The sequence below is a fragment of the Bradyrhizobium lupini genome, assembly GCF_040939785.1.
GTDB lineage: Bacteria > Pseudomonadota > Alphaproteobacteria > Rhizobiales > Xanthobacteraceae > Bradyrhizobium > Bradyrhizobium canariense_D.
Genome location: NZ_CP162553.1, coordinates 3,834,447 through 3,854,065 on the forward strand (window position 1 = coordinate 3,834,447; position 19,619 = coordinate 3,854,065).

General features: G+C 63.8%; 20 protein-coding genes. 7 read left to right on the top strand and 13 right to left on the bottom strand.

Annotation, left to right across the window (positions count from 1 at the left end):
* Positions 1-10: 10 nt before the first annotated feature.
* Together ppa and AB3L03_RS18070 are read right to left on the bottom strand one after the other, a co-directional pair.
* Entirely contained in the window at positions 11-547 is a 537-nt protein-coding gene (gene ppa, locus AB3L03_RS18065; RefSeq protein WP_007604168.1) for an inorganic diphosphatase, read from the bottom strand.
* Positions 548-722: 175 nt separating this feature from the next.
* On the bottom strand, positions 723-1,232 hold the full coding sequence (locus AB3L03_RS18070) for a GNAT family N-acetyltransferase (protein WP_007598725.1): 510 nt from the start codon (positions 1,230-1,232) through the stop codon (positions 723-725).
* Between the two features lie 263 nt (positions 1,233-1,495).
* On the opposite strand from AB3L03_RS18070, the gene AB3L03_RS18075 reads away from it, so the two are divergent.
* From AB3L03_RS18075 to AB3L03_RS18090, 4 genes are read left to right on the top strand one after another with little or no spacing between them, the layout of a single operon-like run.
* Entirely contained in the window at positions 1,496-2,395 is a 900-nt protein-coding gene (locus AB3L03_RS18075; protein ID WP_368508995.1) for a dienelactone hydrolase family protein, read from the top strand.
* Complete coding sequence (locus AB3L03_RS18080; RefSeq protein ID WP_368508996.1) at positions 2,392-2,859, top strand: DUF2269 family protein; 468 nt, start codon at positions 2,392-2,394, stop codon at positions 2,857-2,859. The genes AB3L03_RS18075 and AB3L03_RS18080 overlap by 4 nt, the downstream gene beginning before the upstream one ends.
* An 8-nt stretch (positions 2,860-2,867) precedes the next feature.
* Positions 2,868-4,187, top strand: a complete 1,320-nt coding sequence (locus AB3L03_RS18085; protein WP_368508997.1) for an SDR family oxidoreductase — start codon at positions 2,868-2,870, stop codon at positions 4,185-4,187.
* Entirely contained in the window at positions 4,187-4,594 is a 408-nt protein-coding gene (locus AB3L03_RS18090; protein ID WP_368508998.1) for a thiol-disulfide oxidoreductase DCC family protein, read from the top strand. Before AB3L03_RS18085 ends, AB3L03_RS18090 begins: the two co-directional genes overlap by 1 nt.
* Positions 4,595-4,682: 88 nt before the next feature.
* Here the strand turns inward: AB3L03_RS18090 and AB3L03_RS18095 are convergent, their stop codons facing one another.
* From AB3L03_RS18095 to AB3L03_RS18120, 6 genes are all read right to left on the bottom strand, one after another.
* Complete coding sequence (locus AB3L03_RS18095; RefSeq protein WP_085348536.1) at positions 4,683-5,927, bottom strand: NAD(P)/FAD-dependent oxidoreductase; 1,245 nt, start codon at positions 5,925-5,927, stop codon at positions 4,683-4,685.
* A gap of 125 nt (positions 5,928-6,052) precedes the next feature.
* Positions 6,053-7,879 (bottom strand): translational GTPase TypA, encoded by a 1,827-nt coding sequence (gene typA, locus AB3L03_RS18100; RefSeq protein ID WP_085348520.1) that lies wholly within the window; start codon positions 7,877-7,879, stop codon positions 6,053-6,055.
* A 257-nt stretch (positions 7,880-8,136) separates the two neighbouring features.
* On the bottom strand, positions 8,137-8,406 hold the full coding sequence (locus AB3L03_RS18105; protein WP_368508999.1) for a hypothetical protein: 270 nt from the start codon (positions 8,404-8,406) through the stop codon (positions 8,137-8,139).
* Positions 8,403-9,833, bottom strand: coding sequence for a radical SAM protein (locus AB3L03_RS18110; RefSeq protein WP_368509000.1), 1,431 nt, complete (start codon positions 9,831-9,833; stop codon positions 8,403-8,405). The genes AB3L03_RS18105 and AB3L03_RS18110 overlap by 4 nt, the downstream gene beginning before the upstream one ends.
* A complete protein-coding gene (locus tag AB3L03_RS18115) occupies positions 9,814-10,530 on the bottom strand; it encodes a prolipoprotein diacylglyceryl transferase (protein ID WP_085348518.1) in 717 nt (238 codons plus the stop codon). Before AB3L03_RS18115 ends, AB3L03_RS18110 begins: the two co-directional genes overlap by 20 nt.
* A 79-nt stretch (positions 10,531-10,609) precedes the next feature.
* Entirely contained in the window at positions 10,610-11,374 is a 765-nt protein-coding gene (locus AB3L03_RS18120) for a Crp/Fnr family transcriptional regulator (RefSeq protein WP_085348517.1), read from the bottom strand.
* Between the two features lie 155 nt (positions 11,375-11,529).
* On the opposite strand from AB3L03_RS18120, the gene AB3L03_RS18125 reads away from it, so the two are divergent.
* The gene (locus tag AB3L03_RS18125; protein ID WP_085359643.1) at positions 11,530-11,931 is read left to right on the top strand and encodes a response regulator; all 402 of its coding nucleotides are present in this window, start codon (positions 11,530-11,532) and stop codon (positions 11,929-11,931) included.
* A gap of 10 nt (positions 11,932-11,941) precedes the next feature.
* Here AB3L03_RS18125 and AB3L03_RS18130 read toward each other — a convergent pair whose 3' ends face one another.
* Positions 11,942-13,483 (bottom strand): alkaline phosphatase, encoded by a 1,542-nt coding sequence (locus AB3L03_RS18130; RefSeq protein ID WP_368509001.1) that lies wholly within the window; start codon positions 13,481-13,483, stop codon positions 11,942-11,944.
* A gap of 103 nt (positions 13,484-13,586) precedes the next feature.
* Positions 13,587-15,032: a TAXI family TRAP transporter solute-binding subunit gene (locus tag AB3L03_RS18135; RefSeq protein WP_018459758.1), complete on the bottom strand. Its 1,446-nt coding sequence runs from the start codon at positions 15,030-15,032 to the stop codon at positions 13,587-13,589.
* 154 nt (positions 15,033-15,186) lie between these two features.
* Between AB3L03_RS18135 and AB3L03_RS18140 the strand changes: the two genes are divergently transcribed.
* Complete coding sequence (locus AB3L03_RS18140; RefSeq protein WP_018459759.1) at positions 15,187-15,489, top strand: 4a-hydroxytetrahydrobiopterin dehydratase; 303 nt, start codon at positions 15,187-15,189, stop codon at positions 15,487-15,489.
* A gap of 92 nt (positions 15,490-15,581) precedes the next feature.
* The gene (locus AB3L03_RS18145; RefSeq protein WP_018459760.1) at positions 15,582-15,971 is read left to right on the top strand and encodes a YkvA family protein; all 390 of its coding nucleotides are present in this window, start codon (positions 15,582-15,584) and stop codon (positions 15,969-15,971) included.
* Between the two features lie 144 nt (positions 15,972-16,115).
* On the opposite strand, the gene AB3L03_RS18150 is transcribed toward AB3L03_RS18145, so the two are convergent.
* The 3 genes from AB3L03_RS18150 to AB3L03_RS18160 all read right to left on the bottom strand — a co-directional run bounded on the left by AB3L03_RS18150 (position 16,116) and on the right by AB3L03_RS18160 (position 19,531).
* Positions 16,116-17,288 carry a TAXI family TRAP transporter solute-binding subunit gene (locus AB3L03_RS18150; protein ID WP_204512884.1) on the bottom strand — a complete coding sequence of 391 codons (1,173 nt, stop codon included), beginning with the start codon at positions 17,286-17,288 and terminating at the stop codon, positions 16,116-16,118.
* A gap of 18 nt (positions 17,289-17,306) precedes the next feature.
* Entirely contained in the window at positions 17,307-18,149 is an 843-nt protein-coding gene (locus tag AB3L03_RS18155) for a hypothetical protein (RefSeq protein WP_085348513.1), read from the bottom strand.
* Between the two features lie 407 nt (positions 18,150-18,556).
* Entirely contained in the window at positions 18,557-19,531 is a 975-nt protein-coding gene (locus AB3L03_RS18160; protein WP_018459762.1) for an NADPH:quinone oxidoreductase family protein, read from the bottom strand.
* Positions 19,532-19,619 lie beyond the last annotated feature (88 nt).

A 19,619-nucleotide genomic window follows, 5' to 3' on the forward strand; every position in this document is an offset into this window, starting at 1 on the left:
GGAGCAGAGCTCAGGCCTTCTTCTTTTTCTCGCGATCGATGCCTTCGAGGATCAGCTTGTGCGCATCTTCGGGGCCGCCCCAGCGCAGGATCTTCACCCACTTGCCGGGTTCGAGATCCTTGTAGTGCTCGAAGAAGTGCTGGATCTGCTGGAGCGTGATGTCCGGCAGGTCGGAATACGATTTCACCTTGTCATAGCGCTGCGTCAGCTTCGACGACGGCACCGCAAGAATCTTCTCGTCGCCGCCGGCTTCGTCTTCCATGAACAGCACGCCGACCGGGCGCACGCTCATGACCGCGCCGGGAATGATGGCGCGGGTGTTGATGATGAGGACGTCGCAGGGATCGCCGTCGTCGGACAGCGTGTGCGGAATGAAGCCGTAGTTCCCGGGGTAACGCATCGGCGTGTAGAGGAAGCGGTCAACCACCAGCGTGCCGGCTTCCTTGTCCATCTCGTACTTGATCGGTTCGCCGCCCACGGGGACTTCGATGATGACGTTGACGTCGTGAGGGACGTTTTTCCCGATCGAGACCGCATCGATACGCATTCAAGGCTCCGTTGTTGCCGAGGTTAAATCGCACCCGGCAGCGATTTTGGCGCTGTCATACGCGGGCTTGGCCCGCTGATCCATCGCGTTTTTGTGAAATAATGACTCCGGCGATCACCGGCTCAAGGCAGCGGTATCGACGGAAGGAAAACGCTGCCGGCGGGACTTCAGCAGCTCAATTGGTCCAAGCGAAGGCAACCTTGTCGAGCGACTTCGGCCCGAAACGCTCCGAGGACCGCGCCACCATGCGGCCGCCCAAGGCGCGGTAGAACTCGGTGGCCGGATCGTTGTCCGAGAGCGCCCACACCACCATGCTCTTCAGGCCGCTCTGCATCAGGTCGCGGCGGGCCGCGGTGAACAGGCGGCGACCAAAGCCCAGGCCCTGGAATTCGGGACGCAGATAGAGTTCGTAGACCTCACCGTCGAAATGCAGGCTGCGGGCGCGGTTGCGGCCGTAATTGGCGTAGCCTGCGATCTTGTCGCCGAACACCAGCACGCTGACGCGGCTGCCCTTGCGGATCGCGCTGTCCCACCATTGCGGACCGCGGCGGTTGATCAACTTCTCCAGTTCGGCGCCGGGAATGATGCCCTGATAGGCGGAGCGCCAGGCTTCGTCATGGGTGGACGCCACCGCAGTTGCATCTGCGGCTTTGGCCGGCCGGACCTCGATCAGGGTTGTGCTCATGGACGTGATCAAACCAAGTCGCCGCGCCGGCGGCAAGACCTATCGTTAATTATCGGTTAACGTGTGGACTTTCTGCATCAGTATTTGAACCATGTTGTACCGAAAAAAGACAAGACGCCGATCTGAATGGCACCGGGGTGCTCTGCGCCGGTGCAATACTGCTTTGCGGCAACGAATGAACGGCAACGGCAACGCAGAAAGTCTGCCGATATTGATCTGTTCCTACTAGTGTGACCGTCGCAGTTTCTCGCCTCCGGCCATTCATGCGGCTCCTCAACATTCTCGTGCTCCTGGCTCTGTTGGCCTTGCTGACCGCGCCGCCCGTGTGCGCTCAGGTCACGTTTGGTTCGTCCGGAGCGGAGGGCGATCCGTTTCGCCGTCAGCAATGGCGCGTGCCGTCGCCGGATACCGACATCTCCGCTCATGCCCAGCTGTTTCGCCCGCCGGGTGCCGGCCCGTTCCGGCTTGCGGTGATCGCGCATGCTTCGACGCAAAATGGCTTGCGGCGCGCGCAAACGCCACAGCCGGAATATCGCGCACTCACGGCATTCCTCATCGCGCGCGGCTTCGCCGTGCTGGTGCCCGAACGGCTCGGCCATGGTGCGACCGGTGGCCGCTATGTCGAGGACCAGGGCGGCTGCGACGAGGCGGACTACGCGCGCTCGGGCCGCGCAACGGCCGACGAAATCGCGCTCGCGCTGGACTATTTGCGAAAGCAGGATTTTATCCGCAAGGACGCCGCGATCGTGATCGGCCATTCCGCCGGCGGTTGGGGCGCGCTGGCGCTCGCGAATGCCGATCCGAAGGCGATCTCCGCCATCATCGCCATTGCGCCGGGCCGCGGCGGCCATGCCAATGACGAGCCGAACCGGATCTGCGCGCCGCATACGCTTCTCGCCGCGGCGGCTGAATTCGGCAAGGCCGCGCGCATCCCCATCACATGGCTCGTTGCCGCCAATGACAGCTACTTTGCACCGGCATTTTCGCTTGCGTTGGTCGATGCGTTTCGCGGCGGCGGTGGCAAGGTCGACTTCCGAACGACGCCGGCCGTCGGTAGCGAGGGCCACTGGATGATCGAAACCGAGGCAGGCGTCAAAGCCGCGAGTGCCGAGCTTGCGCGTGGGTTGAGCCTGCCCAAGCCCGTGGTGACCAAGAAGCCATGACGCTGTATTTCCTCATCAAATATCTGCACGTGCTCGGAGCTATCGTCATCCTCGGCACCGGAACCGGCATTGCCTTCTTCATGCTGATGGCACATAGCACGAACGACGTGGCGTTCATCGCGCGCACCGCTTCGGTAGTCGTGATCGCCGACGCGATCTTCACGTTGTCCGCCGTGATCCTCCAGCCGGTCACGGGCGGCCTGCTGATGATGCTCTCGGCAACGTCGGTCGCCGAGCGCTGGCTGCTCGCCTCCCTTGCGCTCTATGCAATTGCTGGCTTGTTCTGGATCCCCGTGATCTTCATGCAGATCGAGATGCGCGATCTCGCGCGGAAGGCCGCCGAGCAGCGTGGCGCGCTTCCGGAGCGCTATTTCGTCCTGTTTCGCCGCTGGTTCGCGTTCGGTTTCCCCGGCTTCGGGGCCACGATGCTGATCCTCTGGCTGATGATCGCAAAACCGTTTTGAGGAAGGTCATGAGCCAGCGAACCATTCTCGTGCTCGGCGCCTCCGGCCTGATCGGCCGCTACGTCACCGACGATCTTCGCGCGCATGGATTTCGCGTGATCGGGGTGGCGCGCAGCCTGTCGGTGGCGCAGAAGATGAGCGCGCTGGCCATCGAGCTGCCGATCCTCTCCCTCGATGCGGCGGCTCTGACGCGCCTCCTTGGTGAGCACGCGGTCGATGTCGTCGTGAACTGCCTCGGCGTGCTCCAGGACGGCCCCGGCAGCGATACCAACGCGGTGCATCGCGATCTCGTCATACGATTGCTTCAGGCGATTGGCGGCAGCGGCCGTGCGATCCGGTTTGTGCACATCTCGATTCCCGGGACCGCCGGCGAGGATCGAACCGCGTTCGCAACGACGAAGCGTGAGGCCGAACGTTTGATCGCGGCTTCCGGCACTCCCCACGCCATCCTGCGGCCCGGTTTCGTGGTCGCGCCGTCGGCCTATGGCGGCAGCGCGATGCTCCGCACGCTTGCGGCCTCCCCGCTCGACCTGCCGGAGAAGGAGATGGCGACGCCGTTCCAGCCCGTTGCTGTCGAGGATATTTCCGCCACCATTGCCTGGCTTGCCGCGCGCGATATCGACGACGCATCGGTGAAGGCCGTGAACTGGGACCTGATGCAGGTCGAACCGATTACAATGGCTGGCGTCATCAAGCAGTTCCGTATCGCGTTCGGTACGGCCGGCTGGTCGCGCGTCGCGATGCCGTCCTTCGTGCTCGATCTCGGCGCGAAAGGCGGCGATGTCGCCAACTATCTCGGCTGGATACCGCCGATGCGCTCCACGGCCATCGCCGAGCTGCGCCGCGGCGTCACCGGCGATCCCTCGGCGTGGATCGCCGCCACGGGCATCGTGCCGAAATCACTGGCTCAGACGGTCGGGCGCCACCCCGCCACGATCCAGGACAAATGGTTCGCGCGGCTGTTTTTGGTGAAGACGCTGATCTTCGCGAGCCTTGTCGCGTTCTGGTGCGTCTCCGGTTTCATCGCGCTGTTCGTGTCCTATCGCGCCGCTGCTGGCATCCTGAGTGCGCACAACTTTCCCTCGGCGCTCGTCGATCCCATCACCATCGCCACCAGCCTGATGGATATGAGCATCGGCGTGTTGATCGCGTTCCGTCGCACCGCTGCGCTCGGGCTCGTTGCAGGCATCCTGGCTTCGCTGGGCTATATGTTGGGTGCCGCGATCCTGACGCCGGACCTTTGGATCGAGCCGCTCGGCGCACTGGTGAAGACGGGGCCGGCGATCGTGCTGATGCTTGTTGCGCTTTTGATGTTGGACAATCGCTGATGCCAAAATGGCCTGACGACGACGTGATCCTCTTCGACGGCGTCTGCATTTTTTGCTCGCGCTGGGTCCGCTTCGTCGCCGCGCGCGACACGGGGAAGAGGTTTCGCTTCACGCCGATCCAGTCCGACTATGGCGCCCGGCTCGCGCGCACGTTCGGCATCGATCCCGCTGATCCCGACACCAATGCCGTCATTCACGGCGGCGAGGTGTTCATGAAGTCGGACGCTGCGCTGACGGTGCTGTCGCAGCTTCCCGGCTGGGGCTGGGTGCGTGCGTTGTTTGCCGTCCCGAAAGCGTTGCGCGACCCGGTGTATAGCCTCATTGCGCGCAACCGTTACCGCATATTTGGCAAGTACGATGCGTGCTTCGTGCCTGACGCCGATTTGCGAGCACGAATGATCGAGTAATTCGTCATTGCGAGCGCAGCGAAGCGATCCGTGTCGCTGCGGAAAGATTCTGGATTGCTTCGCTGCGCTCGCAATGACGAGCGTGCGGTTACGGTTTGCCCAGAACGCCCAGCACTTCCCTCGCCGCCCGCTCCCCTGAGTCCCGCGCCCCATGCGCCGTCGAGAAAAAGTTCGGCGACGTCGCTTCTCCCGCAAAGAACAGCCGCCCATCGGTCGGTGCCGCCAGCACGGCGCGGTCACCGGCGTGGCCGGGCAGGGCGTGCGAGTAGGAGCCTCTCGCGAAGGGGTCGTGGGCCCAGCGCGACTCGTAGAGCGGCTTCAGCTTTCGCCTGATGTCGTTGCCGAGGAAGCCTGCGATCTCCTCGATGCTTTGGGCGGCAATGGCGCCGTCGCCCGCGTCTTCCAGTTCGCGTGCAAAGCTGCCGCCGAAAAAGCCTTCGATGCAGGGCTGGCCGAACGGGCGGATATGATAGGTGCCCATGTCAGTGCGCATCGTGGCGCCGCGCAAATTACCTTCCTTCGGGAAGGCTTCGGCATCGTCGAGCGCCAGCGTCACCTTGTCATCGACACCGAGCGGCAGGCCGGCCGCGGCGTCGACCTTGGCGGGGAGAGGTGGCGAGAAGCGGATCGCCTCATTGGCGATCAGATTGGTCGGCACGGTGACGATCACCTTGTCCGCGGTCAGCGTGCCCTGCGATGTCTCGATGCGGATGCGCTGGCCGGAATGATCGATCAGCGTGACGTTGCAGTTCAGCGCCACCAGGCAGGGCGCGCCATAGGCCGCGATCAGCGCGCCGTAGCCGCGGCGGACGCGCCAGTTGAGGTCGCTGTCCTCGTAGGCGTCCCAGTCCAGCGTCGACATGTCCTTCAGTTCGCAGCCGTTAATGTAGGTCGAGATCGCGTCGATCATGGGGTTCCAGCGATTGCCGGGCTCCAGGCTGAAGCTCGCGGGGACATCCTGGCCCTTCTGGGCGGTCTCCCACAGCCGCTGATAGAAGGCGTCCATGGCGTGCATGAAATCATCGCGCTCGGCTTTCGGAAACGCGTCGCCATAGGCGCGCTCGCGCCAGGGCGGGAGGTCCTTGTTGACCTCGAAATCGAGCTGCTTTGCAATCGCGACGAAGGAGTTGTTGTCCGCCGAATGCAGCCAACCGCAGCCGACGTCGAAGGTGACTTCGGGCGAGGCCTGCACCGTCCAGGCCCGGCCACCGAGCCGGTTACGCGCCTCGAGCACGATCACGGAGAGGCCGGAGCCTGCCAGCGCATGCGCCGCGCCGAGGCCGGCGGCGCCCGCACCGATGATCGCGACGTCGACGGAGGAGGGGAGGGACATAGCGGTCAATTTCATCGTCATGCCCGGGCTTGTCCCGGGCATCCACGTCATTGACACCAGTATCGAAGACGTGGATGGCCGGGACAAGCCCGGCCATGACGCATTCGTCGTGTGTCCGAGTGGCCTTAAGCCACCGCTTCCTTGGATTTTTCCGCGCGCTTGCGCTCGTTCGGGTCGAGGTGCCGCTTGCGCAGGCGGATCGACTTCGGCGTGATCTCCACCAGCTCGTCGTCCTCGATATAGGCCAGCGCCTTTTCCAGCGTCATGCGGATCGGCGGGGTCAGGCGCACCGCTTCGTCCTTCGACGTGGTTCGGATGTTGGTGAGCTGCTTGCCCTTGAGCACGTTGATCTCGAGGTCGTTGTCGCGGGTATGCTCGCCGACGATCATGCCCTTGTAGACCTTCCAGCCCGGCTCGATCATCATCGGGCCGCGATCTTCCAGCTTGAACATGGCGTAAGCCACCGCTTCGCCCTGGTCGTTGGAGATCAGCACGCCGTTGCGGCGGCCCTGGATCTCGCCCTTGTACGGCGCGTAGCCGTGGAACAGACGGTTCATGATCGCGGTGCCGCGGGTATCGGTGAGCAGCTCGCCCTGGTAGCCGATCAGGCCGCGGGTCGGCGCGTAGAACACCAGCCGCAGACGGTTGCCGCCGGACGGCTTCATCTCGATCAGCTCGGACTTGCGCTCGCTCATCTTCTGCACGACGACACCGGAATGCTCCTCGTCGACGTCGATGACGACTTCCTCGATCGGCTCGAGGGTGGCGCCGGTGGCCTCGTCCTTCTGAAATACGACACGCGGACGCGACACCGAAAGCTCGAAGCCCTCGCGGCGCATGGTCTCGATCAGGATCGCGAGCTGCAATTCGCCACGGCCTGAAACTTCCATTGCGTCCTTGTCAGAGGCTTCGACGACCCGCAGCGCAACGTTGCCCTCGGACTCGCGCAGCAGGCGGTCGCGGATCATGCGGCTGGTGACCTTGTCGCCTTCGGTGCCGGCGAGCGGCGAGTTGTTGACGATGAAGGACATCGACACGGTCGGGGGGTCGATCGGCTGCGCCACCAGCGGGGTGTCGACCGACGGATCGCAGAAGGTGTCGGCGACGGTGCCCTTGGTCAGGCCGGCGATGGCGACGATGTCGCCTGCCTCGGCTTCGTCGAGAGGAGTGCGCTCGATGCCGCGGAAGGCGAGGATCTTGGTGATGCGGCCCTGCTCGATCATCTTGCCGTCGGCGCCCAGCACCTTCACGGCCTGGTTCGGCTTGATCGAGCCTGAGGAAATACGGCCGGTGATGATGCGGCCGAGATAGGGGTTGGCTTCCAGAATGGTGCCGATCATGCGGAACGGGCCTTCCTCGACGGTCGGCGGCGCGACATGGCGCACGATCAGGTCGAACAGCGGCTGCATGCCGGCTTCCTGCGACCCGTCCGGGCTCTCGGCCATCCAGCCTTGCTTGGCCGACCCGTAGAGGATCGGGAAGTCGAGCTGCTCCTCGCTGGCGTCGAGCGCCGCGAACAGGTCGAACACCTCGTTGATGACTTCGGTTGCCCGCGCGTCGGGACGGTCAACCTTGTTGATCACGACGATCGGCTTCAAACCGACCTTGAGCGCCTTGGAGACCACGAATTTGGTCTGCGGCAGCGGCCCCTCGGCGGCGTCGACCAGCACCAGCGCGCCGTCCACCATGTTGAGGATGCGCTCGACCTCGCCGCCGAAATCGGCGTGGCCTGGGGTATCGACGATGTTGATGCGGGTGTCCTTCCACTGCACCGAGGCCGCCTTGGCCAGAATGGTGATGCCGCGCTCGCGCTCCAGATCGTTGGAGTCCATGGCGCGCTCAGTCACCTTCTGGTTCTCGCGATAGGTGCCGGATTGCTGAAGGAGGCGGTCGACCAGGGTCGTCTTGCCGTGGTCGACGTGGGCGATGATGGCGATGTTGCGAAGATTCATGAGTGGGCTTCTTTGCGGTCGGACAATGGGTTAAGCGCGATCTCGCCGGTCAGACCGGGACCTCTTCTCGAAACAACGCTTGAAGACTGGAAACGGGGCGCTTTCCGCCCAAAAGGGAAAGCCCGGCATATCGACCGGGCACCCTACGCGTTGCGGCGCAATATAGGCAAAAAACCGCCAAAAAACAATGTGTTCTTTGGCCGTTGGTTGATTGAATTTTGTCCGGGAATTCCCGGGGGTTAGGCGAAAAGCCGGGCTCAGCCGCGCCGGCCCTTGATCGCGGCCCAGATCAGGGCGACCCCGCCCAGCCCCACGACCAGGCCTACGAACACCAGCGGTGCCACGTCGGAACCCATCCGGCCGCCCTCGATCACCGACATTCCGCCGAACAGCAATGCGCAGGCACCGGGTAGCAGCATGAGGATCCCGAAGATCGCCATGATCGCGGTCAGGCAGCCGCCGCGCTTGTTCGGCGGTCCAGGAAGCGGTCCCGGAGGGGCTGGCGGCGGCGTGTCGCTGATGCTCATGCCTGCAAGACTCCTTCGGTTGACTGCGCCGCCAGTTCGGCGCGGATGCCGTCGATCTTTCCGTTTCGGTAGAACAGATTGTAGGTGTCGAACGGGATGATCGCGCCGTTCTCGGTGACGAAATGGATGCAGCTGCGCTTGACGTTGCCGACGCAGAAATTGAAGCGGTCGAGAAACTGCACGATGGTGACGCGGAATACGTTCTCGTAAGTGATACCCTGCGGGACCTCGAAGCTCGGCAGGCAGCACAGCAATTCGCAGACGCGCTCGCTCGTGTTCAGCGGTCCCGAGGACAGCGAGAACAGATCGATGAATTTCTCCCTCAGCGCCGGATGCTTCTCCGGGCTTATCGTATTGGGCAACAATGCGACGAGTTGCTCCTGCGGGATCAGCGAGGTCAGCGGCAGCACTTTCTCGCCGTTGCGCAGGCCGTAACCGATCGAGATGCTTTCGGGATTGCAGGGCAGCGGGATCATGTCCTTGTCGCCGAACACGCCGGTTTCGACCACGCGCTTGCGTATCTCGGACAGCATGATGCGATCGGTGTTCTTGTCGAAATTTTCGTTGCGGCCGGCGTCCTGCACCGGCTGCAGCGTGACGCCGCGAACGCACTTCCAGGTCAGCGCGTGGCGGACGATGTCGCCGATCTCGGCATCGTTGACACCGCGCTTGATGGTCGCCACCAGCGTGGTCGATACGCCGTAATGCTCGAGATTCTCCAGCGCCTGCTGACGGATCTTGCGCAAATCCGCGCCGCGCAGATTGATCAAAGCGTCGCGTTCGAGCGAGTCGAACTGGAGATAGACCTCGAGCCCGCGCTTGTTCTCGGCGAGCCGCGCCACGAAATCCTTTTCGCGGGCGATACGCAGGCCGTTGGTGTTGATCATGACATGGCGGATCGGGCGGGCGCGCACCGCATCGAGGATCGCGAAGAAGTCGGGATGCAGCGTCGGCTCGCCGCCGGAGATCTGCACCAAATCAGGCTCGCCCTCGCTCGCGACCAGCGCGTCCAGCATTCGCTCGACCTTGGCCAGCGGCGTGAAGCTGGTCCGCGCCGGCGAGGAATCGGCAAAGCACACCGGGCAGGTCAGATTGCAATGCTCGGTGATCTCGATCAGCGCGAGGCAGGAATGCTGCTCGTGGTCGGGGCACAGGCCGCAATCATAGGGGCAGCCGAATTCGGTATGCCGTTGAAAGGCCAGCGGCCGGTCGCCCGGCTTGATGAAATCCTTGCACAGGCGCCAATAGGCGGCGTCCGTCGACACAAGCGTGGACTGGACGCCATGCTCCTTGCAGCGCTTCTGGTACCAAACCTCGTTGTCGAGGATCTGGATCTTGGCCGGCACCAGCTTCAGGCAGGTCTCGCAGAGAGATTGGGTCTGGCCCCAGAAGATATAGGGGCGCGACTTACGCAACGGCGCGTTCATGCATGGGTCTCGCTTTGGGCGCCCTCGCCAGCATGACGACGGCGTAGAGCAGAATGGACAGGGACAGCAGGTGAAACAGCGTGAAGGGGCCGAGCAGCGTGCCGTAGGGCTTGAGGAATTCCCACAGGAAGCGCTGTGCGCCATAATAGACGAGGACGAGGTAGAAACCATTGGTGATCACAAACGCGCTCCGGTTCAAGACGGCCACCACGTAGAGCAGCGCGAACGCCCCCATCGCGGCGCTTTCGTAGAGCTGCACGGGATGGCGCGGGATGCCGTCGCCGAAATCATGACCCCAGGGCCATGCCGTCGGCGTGCCGTAGGTGAAATCGTCGAGGCCCGCGAAATAGCAGCCGAGCCGGCCGATCGCGATGCCGAGCGCCAGCGGCAGCGCAAAACGGGCGCCGGTTCGGACCGTGATCCCTGCGGACCTTTTGTAGAGCTCGATCGCCGCGATGCCGCCGACCAGCGCTCCTTCCACGGAGCGCGCGATGCCGCTCTGGCCGGACAGCCACAGATTCGCGGAGCCGAACAGATAGGCGCCAAGGCCCGCACCGAACACCAAAGCGGCGAGGTAGGACCGCTCGAAGGATTGCGCCGGAAACCGCAAGCCCTGTCGCGACAGCCAGTAGAGCGCCACGGCCGCAGCCAGCCACGCCGCGATGTCGAAGAGAGTGTGAAGGAAAGCCCCGCTCATGCGGGGACATTAGCCCAGGTTCCCCCGCGGCGGGATAGTGCGGCCGCTTCTTATCCCCCAAGAGGAGCGAGTCAGGCGGCTAGCCGGCCTGCCTCTCCTCGGTCGGATAGACGCCGCGCAGCACCTCCTCGAAGTGCATCTTCACGGCCTCGTTGCACAGGCAGGAGCGCAGGCGCAGGCCCTCGCGGTTGCGGACCAGGATCGATCCGCGTCGCGTGTCGAGCACGCCCTCCGCCTTGAACGACTGGAGCACGCGGCTGGCATAGCTGCGGCCGACGCCGAGCAGTGTCGCGAGCTGCTCGTGCGTCAGAGGCACGCTGCTCTCGTCGCCGGTCCGCTCCATCGCCGCCAGCATCCATTTGGCGGTGCGCTGCTCGATCGAGTGAATGGCGTTGCAGGCGGTGGACTGGAAGATCTGAGCCAGCATGCAGTCGGCGTAGCGAGCGAAGACATGGCGCAACGAGGGCGAGCGCTGCTTGGCAGCCTCCAGCTTGCTGACATGAATTCGCGCAAACGGCCCGCCGAATTTCACGCAGATCCGGGTATAGGCCGGCAGATAACCCTCGCTGACGATGCCGCCCACCGCGCCTTCGCGGCCGACCAGGATGGTCTCGACGTCACGGCCGTCCTCATTGGGAACGAGGAAAGTCGCGAGCGACGGTCCGCAGGGGAAATGGACGACCTGGACGTCGTCGCCGGGATTGTAGAGCAGCTCGCTCGCCCCGGCCGTGTCGACGGTAATGTGCGGTGCGAGCAGCGCGAAGTCGGCCGGGCTCAAGCGCCGCAGCAGATTGTTGGTCGGCCGGCTATCGATCTCGGTGGCGTTGCTGGTCCGCGCGTCCATCCTAAACTTCCATCCGCCTCCACATTAGCGAGTTCCGACGAGGTCCTGTGTGCACAAGTAGACAGACCTAACAACTGTGATGTGGTGGTTTCGTTCCGGGAACCTCCGCGCCGGGTACAGGCGTCGTGACGCGGTATCCCAGTCAGAGAAACCTCATGCTCCAAGTTACGATGATGGCACCCGCCGTTTCCGATGATTCGAACTGTCCCGCCGATGTCCTCATCGTCGAGGACGATCCGATCATCGCGATCGACTTCGAGGATCGCCTGCTCGGATTTGGCGTGAAGAGCGTGCGCACGGTAGGTTCAGTCGCGCAGGCGCTGGCCGCAATCGCGGCGCACGCCCCCGAATTCGCCTTGCTCGACGTCGGTTTGAGTCGCGAGAACAGCTTTGCGGTCGCCGAACGGCTCGCGGCGCTGAAAATTCCCTTTGTGTTCGTCACCGGCTACGGCGCTGACGCGCGCATCCCGCCCGAATTCGCCGGCCAGCCGCGATTGCAGAAGCCGTGTTCGAGCGACGCGCTGGAGGCGGCGCTCCAGGTCCGCGCGGCGAACTAGCGATACGGCGTCAGGCCGGCTTCGGATCGAGCGTGGTCAACCACAGCGCGACGTCGGCGCGGTCGCGCAAGGTCACCGTCATCTGGCCGGAGGCGCCGTCGATCTTGACGTGACCGAAGAACTGCATGCCGGCGGACGGCGGCAGGTTCTGGTTGTCTTTCCCGGGCGCCTTGACGAAACGCACCTCCGGCCCAAACGTATTGTCGAGCGCGTTCGGACCGAATGTGCCCGCGTGAAGCGGCCCCGACACGAACTCCCAGAACGGCTCGAAATCCTGGAATTGCGCCTTGTTCGGATCGTAATAATGCGCGGCGGCGTAATGCACGTCCGCGGTCAGCCATACGGTGTTGCTGATCGGCGCCATCTTGATGAAACGCAGAATGTCGGCGATCTCGAACTCGCGGCCGCGCACCGGGCCGTCGCCCTGCGCAATGGCTTCCGATCCGCCCTTTGCCGTATCTGACACGACGAGGCTGAGCGGCATGTCGGAGGCGATCACCTTCCAGGTCGCGCGAGAATTCAACAGGCCGCGCTTGAGCCAGGCGATCTGGTCCGGGCCGAGGAAATAGCTGGCCGGGCCGTAAACGGTTTCGAGGTTGGGGCCGTTCGGGCCGCGATAGCTGCGCTCGTCGAGCACGAACACGTCGAGATGGGGACCATAGGAGATCTGGCGATAGACGCGGCCGGGCTCGACGATGCTCTCGCGCATCGGATACATCTCGTGGAAGGCACGGCTTGCGCGGGCCGCAAGCAGTGCGATGTCGCGCTCCTTGTAGGTCGCCGGCAGCTCCTTCGACAGCGACCAGTTGTTGGTCACCTCATGGTCGTCCCACTGCACGAAGATCGGCACTTCGGCATTGAAGGCGCGAAGATTGTCGTCGGTGAAATTGTATTTGTGCGCGGCGCGGTACTCGTCCAGCGTCTCGGCGACCTTGGCCTTCTCGGGAATCGTGACGTTCTTCCAGATCTTGCCGTCCGCGAGCTTCACCTCGGACTGGATAGGGCCGTCGGCATAGATGGTGTCACCGGAGTGCAGGAAGAAATCCGGACGGTGCTTGCGCATCGCCGAGAAGGTGAACATGCCGCCGTCATCAGGGTTGATGCCCCAGCCTTGTCCTGCGACGTCGCCGCCCCAGACGAAGCTGACGTCGCGACGGTCGGCGGGTGCGGTGCGGAAGCGGCCGGTCACCGGCTCGCCCTCCACCGCGGTGTGCGAAAGATCGCGGAAGCGGACGCGGTAAAAAATGTCCTGTCCGCCCGGCAGGTTTTCGATCAGCATCTTCGCGGTGAAGTCGCTGTCGGGCAGCGCCGCGATCGGCGGCAGCGCGCGGGCATCCCTGAACGACTCCGTCGTCGCCACCTCGACCAGCATCTGTGCGGGCCGGTCGGTGCGCGCCCAGACCACGCCGCTGTCGACGGTGACGTCGCCCGACTGCACGCCATGGGTCACCGCCGGCCGGTCGGCCGCGCGGGAGAGATGGGGCATTCCGACCGCGCCGAGCGCGCCGGCGCTGGTCGTCAGGAAACGGCGGCGGGAGAATTTGATGTTCATGAAGACGGTCTCGATATCGCGTGAGGCGATCGCCCAGGGCGGTCGCCATGGTGAAGCAGACGCTATATTGAGACAATGTGACGCGGCGATAACGCGCGAGCGCTTACGCGTTGCCAGCGGCCCGGAATTGGGCACCGGCGCGCTGCAGGTTCTGCGGCAGGCTGAACAGCACCGCCTTGCGGTCGGCAACCGCCGCATGGAACTGGTCGAGCGCGATGTTGAAGGCGGTGAGCGCACCTTCCTCGATCGCGCCGTGGTCGTAGCAGCGCAGCGTGTCGCGCAGGATCTCGTCGGCCTCGGTCTGCATCTGATCGAGATCTTCGGTCGTTTCGCTCTTTCGAGCGGCGGTGATCATGTCGAGCAGCCGCTCGCGCAGATGGCTGTTGTTGTCGCGCTCGTCCTTCTTCAGATAGCCCGCAAACCAGGCGCCGATCGAGCCCATGGCCGAGAGCGCCATCAGGGTCCACCAGATGTAATCGCTGTATCTGTCGAGGAAGGTCTTTTCTTCGCCGTCGACGAAAGCGGCGGCGCCGGGATGCACGGGAATCACCGCATCCTTGTCGGTGTCGGGCGTTTCGATCTTCGCCGCCAGCGGGAATTCCGTCACCAATTGCTGGCGTACGGAGAAAAGCTGGCGCGTGAACGCCGCGATGGTGGTTTCGGACACTGCTTTGCGCGCCACGATGTGGTGCGAGAAGCTGATGGTCTTGACCTCGTCATCGGGACGATCGGGCGAGCCGCCGTAAGTGCCCGCGGGAATCTCGGCCGCTTCATAGACCGGATGGTTCTGGGCGATCGCATCCGCGGAATCGATCGCGAGAAAGGTCGGCGTGCCGAAATCCTTGGTGGAAGCGGCGATCGCCTCCGCCGTGATCTTGCTGTTGACGGGACCGGCCGCGAGATAGGCATCAGCCCTCTGCGCCTTGATCGCTTCGACGGCTTCGGTTGCCGGGTATTGCACGATCTCGACCTTGGCGGGATCGACACCGTATTGCTGCAGGATCACCTTGAGCAAATTGACGTTGGCCTGGGTGCGGCCGACCACGCCGACCCGATGTCCGGCGAGCTGCGCGATCTTGGTGATCTTCGCGCCCTTCTTCTTGCCCTTGCCGGACACGGACCATAGCGCCACGACGTTCTTGCGCAGGGTCGCAACCGCTTGCGCGTTCTTCGGTACGTCGACGTCGCCGCGCACAATGGCAAGATCGGCCTTGCCTTCCGCGAGCAGATTGGCGCTGGCGGTGGCGCCGTCGGTCTGGATCGGGCGCAATCGCACAGAACTCTTATGCTGCGCGAAGGCCTGGGTCAGTGCCTGCACGACCTTGACGTCATCGCTGTTGGCGGGGCCGACCGCGATCTTCAGCGTCACCGGCCGCATGGCAAAGTAATAGCCGCCGGCGAGCGCGCCAACGATCGCGAGCACCAGCGCGAGAGTCACGAGCGCCGTCTTCCGCGCCGATGATCGCGGCGAGGGCGGGGTGGGCGCTTCGGCCAGGTCCAATCCCCCGGTCATCGATCTCCCGAACATTCGCTTGAGGCTCAGTTTCATCTTGGCCGGCGGTTTACGCCTGCAAATGTAGCAAATTTCTTGTCCGGCAGGGTTACATCTCCGTCATGGTTAGCGGATGGGGTCCAATCCCGTATGAACCCGGGGCGTCAGTGCGGTGTTAGGGTAAAGTTCCCCTGAAAGGACGGAGGCGAGGATGACAGAACGGCTCTCGGCGGAGGCACGCAGGCAGGCGCTGGGCGAACTACCTGGCTGGACCGAGGCTCAAGGACGCGAGGCGATCGGGAAAACCTTTGTCTTCAAGGATTTCAACGAGGCGTTCGGCTTCATGACCCGCGCGGCACTGGTCGCCGAGAAGATGGACCACCACCCCGAATGGCGCAATGTCTACAAGACGGTGGAGGTGGTGCTGTCGACCCATGACGCCGGCGGCGTCACCGCGCTCGACATCGAGCTCGCCAAGGCGATGAACGCCATCGCCAAGCTGACACCAGGCTGACGTCTTGCAGGGGAAGGCCGCGTCCCCATCTTGTGATCAGCACGGGATGCGGCGATCTGCCACCCCAGGCTGGAACGGGGAGTTTGTCGAACATGGCTGCCGAACACAGCGTCGGTTTCGAGCCCGCCGACCGGCTCGCGGAAGATCGTGAGAGCGTGCGCCGCCGCTTCTGGCGCAAGCTGAAGCGTGTCGCCGCGCATCTGCCGTTCGCGGAGGATCTGCTCGCCGCCTATTACTGCGCCTTCGACCGACAGACGCCGCGCCATGTCCAGGCCTCGCTGCTCGGGGCGATCGCCTATTTCATCCTGCCGTTTGATTTCGTTCCCGACGTGATGCCGATCCTCGGCTTCACCGATGACGCCGCCGTACTCGCCACCGCGATCCGCATGGTTGCCAGCCACATCACGAACGAGCATCGCGAAGCCGCCCGCGCCGCGCTGAAGCGCGGGGTGGATGAGGTGGAGCCGGAAGCCGCGCAATAGCTGTCGTCGCATACTCCGCTGTCATTCCTCGCGAAGGTGCGGAATCCAGCACGCCGCGGCCCACCGATTGAACCATAACCGTCTCGGAATGCTGGATCGCCGCCTTCGCGGGCGATGACAGCTGTATGTGTGGATGACTGCTCGCTACTTCTTCTCCGCCTGCGCCTGGGCCTGGGCCTGGGCCTTTTCGGCGTCCCACGCCTGGAATTGCTTGAACAGCGTTTCCTTGTCCGCGTCGGACACTTTTGCGGCCGAGGGGCTCTGTCGCAGGAACGCCTCGAAGCGTTGCCGCGTCACCGGTTCGACGCCGTGGCGGTCGAGCCATTGCTGCGCCACCGGCAATCTGTTCCAGCCCGCCAGGGGCGCCGCGAGCGAGACCTCCTTCCACTTGGGATGGAAGGGCGGGTTCTGCAGCGTCGGGAATTTCGTGAAGAACGCGTCCACGTACAGTGCAAGCTTGCGGTAGCGCTCGGTGTTGGGCGCCCAGTTGTAGGCCGCGAGCACCGCCGGCACCGCGATGGTGTCCACGCTCTCGCCCTCCTTGACCAGGTTCGGATAGTCCTTGGCGGTCAGCGTCGCCGGCAGATAGTCGCTCTGGAGGGGCTTTGCATAATCCACGGTCGCAAGGTGGAAGCGGCCGTCATTGCCGAAGGTCGAAACGGACTTGTACGGTTTGCCGCCGACCACGATGACGGCGTCGATCTCGCCGGCCTTCAGTTTCTCCATCGCGATGCGCTGCTCGACATAAACGAATTTCGCCTTGATCCCGAGCCGCTCGAACACGGTGAGCGCGGTGACGAAGGTGCCGCCGTTGGGCAGATCGACGCTTACAGTTTTGCCTTCCAGATCCTTGAGTGTCGCGACCGATTTTGGCGCGATCACCTGCATCTCTTCGTTGTAGAGCTTCGTCACATAGGTGAATTGCTTCTTGATGTCCTTGGCAAAACCTTTGCGCTCGAGATAGTCGAGCGTATCCGCGCGGACGATTCCGAGATCGACGCCTTGCAGGAACAGGATGTCGGCAACGCTCTGCACCGAACCTCGGCCGACGATTGGCAACACACGAATCCTGTTGCCGTCGTCGAGCACGGAGGCGAGGTCGGCGCCGAATTGCACATAGGTGCCGCCGATCGTGCCGGTGATCAACGTCACGGTGTTGGCGTTCAGCGACTGCTTGGTCGAGGTCGAACCGAACTGGAAGATGGCTTTCAGGCTGTCAGAGACCTTGGCCGGATCATATTCGGTCTGCTCCGCGCGTGCCGCGAAAGCATAGATCATCATGATGGCGGCAAGCGCCATTCTCAAAGCGTTACGCATGATATCCCCTAAAGAGTTCTAGTTCTGAAGCTGGGCGAGGCGTTGCCGCGCCTCCGCCGATCCAAGGCCTGCGGCCTTTTGGTACCAGTCGCGCGCGGCGGTCGCGTCGGCAGCAACGCGCCGCGCGTCGCTCGTGCCCAGCACCGCCGGGTCATAGGTTTGCGCGAGCAGAAATGCAGCCGTTGCATCCTGTGCATTGGCGGCCCGTTCGAGCAGCAGGCGCGCCGCGGCAATGTCGCCGACCGCCAACAGACCGTTCGCGCGCGCCATCAGCCCAGCCAGTGTGTCGGCATCGAGCGTCTTAGCGGGCGGTGGGGGCGCAGGCGGCGCCGCGACTGGCCCGGGCGCCTGGGCTTGCAGCGCGGTTTGATAGGCAGTCGCAATCGCTTCGCGGCTCGGAGCTGAGGCTGCGGGGAGATCCTGCGCGTCAGCGCTCGCCAGCCTTGTGTTGCTCAAGCGCGCCGGGTCCTTGTACGCGGTCTGAGGCCTGTCCGGCACGTTGGCCGACGCCATGGCCTGGTCCAGCTCGGCACCCGTCGGGCCGGCAGCGTCGGCGGCGAAGAGATTGCGGAGACTGGGCTGATACAGCGCGGCCGCAACGGCCAGCGTGGATGCGATGAGAACCGCCGCGAGAACACGCGGGACAATTCTGAGCCGGGGACCCAACGCCCGCGCCGTATATTCGCCTGACTCCGGCACACCGAGCGGATCGGACAGGAACAGTGGAATTGGATCTTCCGGTGACAGATCGAGCCGCGCGGCGCGCGCACGGATATAGGACGCGACGGCCGGATGTGATGCAGCTTGATCGGAATCGAACGATCTCGATTCCGTGGACGGGCGGTACGCCGTCGTCTCCATGGTGATGCTCCCCACTACTAACGCAACGCTGGGGCATCCCGGCTTCAGTCTTTTTGTTGTTGTCCAGAAATGCCCCGCAAACTGGAGCCGGTAAATCGCCGTCTGAATCAGCCCAAAAAACGTCGGCGGCTTGCGCGAATCGGGAGATATTTGGGTTTGATTGAGGCGAGGCGGAGGAATGCCCCGCAATTTTGTCGACAATGGTTGACGGGGATTGACCCGGCGGCGGCGCGGACACTGCCTGTCCCGCGCTCGCGGTCATTCCCCGCGAAGGCGGGAAACCAGTACGCCGCGGCTTCTCGATTCAATGACTGACGTCTCGGAGTACTGGTCGCCCGGTCAAGCCGGGCGATGACAGTTGAGCTCGTGGCGAGCGGCCGTACCGACACACGTCGCGCCGCATAGCCTCACGGATGCAGGATCACTTTGCCCATCGCCTGGCGTCCGGCGAGCACCTTGAGCGCATCCGCCGTCTGCGCCAGCGGGAAGACGCGATCGACATGCGAGGAGATCTTTCCTTCCGCTGTCCACTTCACGAGCTTCTCGAGATTGGCGCGGTTCTTTTCCGGGTTGAGTCGGGTCCATGCGCCCCAGAACACGCCGCGGATGTCGCAGCCTTTCAGCAGCGCGAGGTTCAGCGGCATCTTCGGAATGTCGCCGGCGGCGAAGCCGATCACGAGGAAGCGGCCTTCCCAGGCAATCGAGCGCAGGGCCTGCTCGGCATAGGTGCCACCAACCGGATCGAAGATGATGTCGACGCCCTTGCCGCCCGTAAGCTTTCGCAGGCCTTCCTTCAAATCTTCCTTGCCGTAATTGAGCGCGAGTTCTGCGCCGTGCGCCTTCGCGAATTCGAGCTTCTCGTCCGACGAGGCGCAGGCGATCACCTTCAGGCCCATCAGCTTGCCGAGCTCGCACGCGGCAAGTCCGGTGCCGCCGGCGGCGCCGAGCACCGCGAGCGTCTCGCCCGGCTTCGGGCTCGCGCGATCTTCCAGCGCATGCAGCGCGGTGCCGTAGATGATGATGATGCCGGCCGCGCGGTCATAATCGAGATTGTCGGGGATCTTCACGATCGATGCCGCCGGCAGCGCGATCTTTTCGCGCGCGCCGTTGTGGCCGCAGGAGGCGACGACGCGATCGCCGATCTTCAGATCAGTCACGCCGGGACCGATGCTCTCGATCACCCCAGCCACTTCGGCGGCCGGCGAGAACGGGAATGGCGGCTTGATCTGGTACTTGCCTTGAATCATCAGGATGTCGAAGAAGTTCAGCGCCGCAGCCTTGATCGCGATCACGGCTTCGCCGGGACCGGCCACCGGATCCGGCACGTCGGCCAGAACGAGATCGTCGGGCTGGCAATATTGCGAGCAGAGGATGGCTTTCATGGCGGCACCTTCTTGAGAAGTGAAGTACTGGGCGTTTCGAGTAGATTTATAGTTTGCCCGTTTCTGCCGGATTTAGGTGCGGGCGACA

What these genes read in the sequence shown, in the direction of transcription:
- ppa (WP_007604168.1), bottom strand. Translation starts at nt 547, where the DNA reads ATGCGTATCGATGCGGTCTCGATCGGGAAAAACGTCCCTCACGACGTC.
- AB3L03_RS18070 (WP_007598725.1), bottom strand. Translation starts at nt 1,232, where the DNA reads ATGAGCACAACCCTGATCGAGGTCCGGCCGGCCAAAGCCGCAGATGCA.
- AB3L03_RS18075 (WP_368508995.1), top strand. Translation starts at nt 1,496, where the DNA reads ATGCGGCTCCTCAACATTCTCGTGCTCCTGGCTCTGTTGGCCTTGCTG.
- AB3L03_RS18080 (WP_368508996.1), top strand. Translation starts at nt 2,392, where the DNA reads ATGACGCTGTATTTCCTCATCAAATATCTGCACGTGCTCGGAGCTATC.
- AB3L03_RS18085 (WP_368508997.1), top strand. Translation starts at nt 2,868, where the DNA reads ATGAGCCAGCGAACCATTCTCGTGCTCGGCGCCTCCGGCCTGATCGGC.
- AB3L03_RS18090 (WP_368508998.1), top strand. Translation starts at nt 4,187, where the DNA reads ATGCCAAAATGGCCTGACGACGACGTGATCCTCTTCGACGGCGTCTGC.
- AB3L03_RS18095 (WP_085348536.1), bottom strand. Translation starts at nt 5,927, where the DNA reads ATGTCCCTCCCCTCCTCCGTCGACGTCGCGATCATCGGTGCGGGCGCC.
- typA (WP_085348520.1), bottom strand. Translation starts at nt 7,879, where the DNA reads ATGAATCTTCGCAACATCGCCATCATCGCCCACGTCGACCACGGCAAG.
- AB3L03_RS18105 (WP_368508999.1), bottom strand. Translation starts at nt 8,406, where the DNA reads ATGAGCATCAGCGACACGCCGCCGCCAGCCCCTCCGGGACCGCTTCCT.
- AB3L03_RS18110 (WP_368509000.1), bottom strand. Translation starts at nt 9,833, where the DNA reads ATGAACGCGCCGTTGCGTAAGTCGCGCCCCTATATCTTCTGGGGCCAG.
- AB3L03_RS18115 (WP_085348518.1), bottom strand. Translation starts at nt 10,530, where the DNA reads ATGAGCGGGGCTTTCCTTCACACTCTCTTCGACATCGCGGCGTGGCTG.
- AB3L03_RS18120 (WP_085348517.1), bottom strand. Translation starts at nt 11,374, where the DNA reads ATGGACGCGCGGACCAGCAACGCCACCGAGATCGATAGCCGGCCGACC.
- AB3L03_RS18125 (WP_085359643.1), top strand. Translation starts at nt 11,530, where the DNA reads ATGCTCCAAGTTACGATGATGGCACCCGCCGTTTCCGATGATTCGAAC.
- AB3L03_RS18130 (WP_368509001.1), bottom strand. Translation starts at nt 13,483, where the DNA reads ATGAACATCAAATTCTCCCGCCGCCGTTTCCTGACGACCAGCGCCGGC.
- AB3L03_RS18135 (WP_018459758.1), bottom strand. Translation starts at nt 15,032, where the DNA reads ATGAAACTGAGCCTCAAGCGAATGTTCGGGAGATCGATGACCGGGGGA.
- AB3L03_RS18140 (WP_018459759.1), top strand. Translation starts at nt 15,187, where the DNA reads ATGACAGAACGGCTCTCGGCGGAGGCACGCAGGCAGGCGCTGGGCGAA.
- AB3L03_RS18145 (WP_018459760.1), top strand. Translation starts at nt 15,582, where the DNA reads ATGGCTGCCGAACACAGCGTCGGTTTCGAGCCCGCCGACCGGCTCGCG.
- AB3L03_RS18150 (WP_204512884.1), bottom strand. Translation starts at nt 17,288, where the DNA reads ATGCGTAACGCTTTGAGAATGGCGCTTGCCGCCATCATGATGATCTAT.
- AB3L03_RS18155 (WP_085348513.1), bottom strand. Translation starts at nt 18,149, where the DNA reads ATGGAGACGACGGCGTACCGCCCGTCCACGGAATCGAGATCGTTCGAT.
- AB3L03_RS18160 (WP_018459762.1), bottom strand. Translation starts at nt 19,531, where the DNA reads ATGAAAGCCATCCTCTGCTCGCAATATTGCCAGCCCGACGATCTCGTT.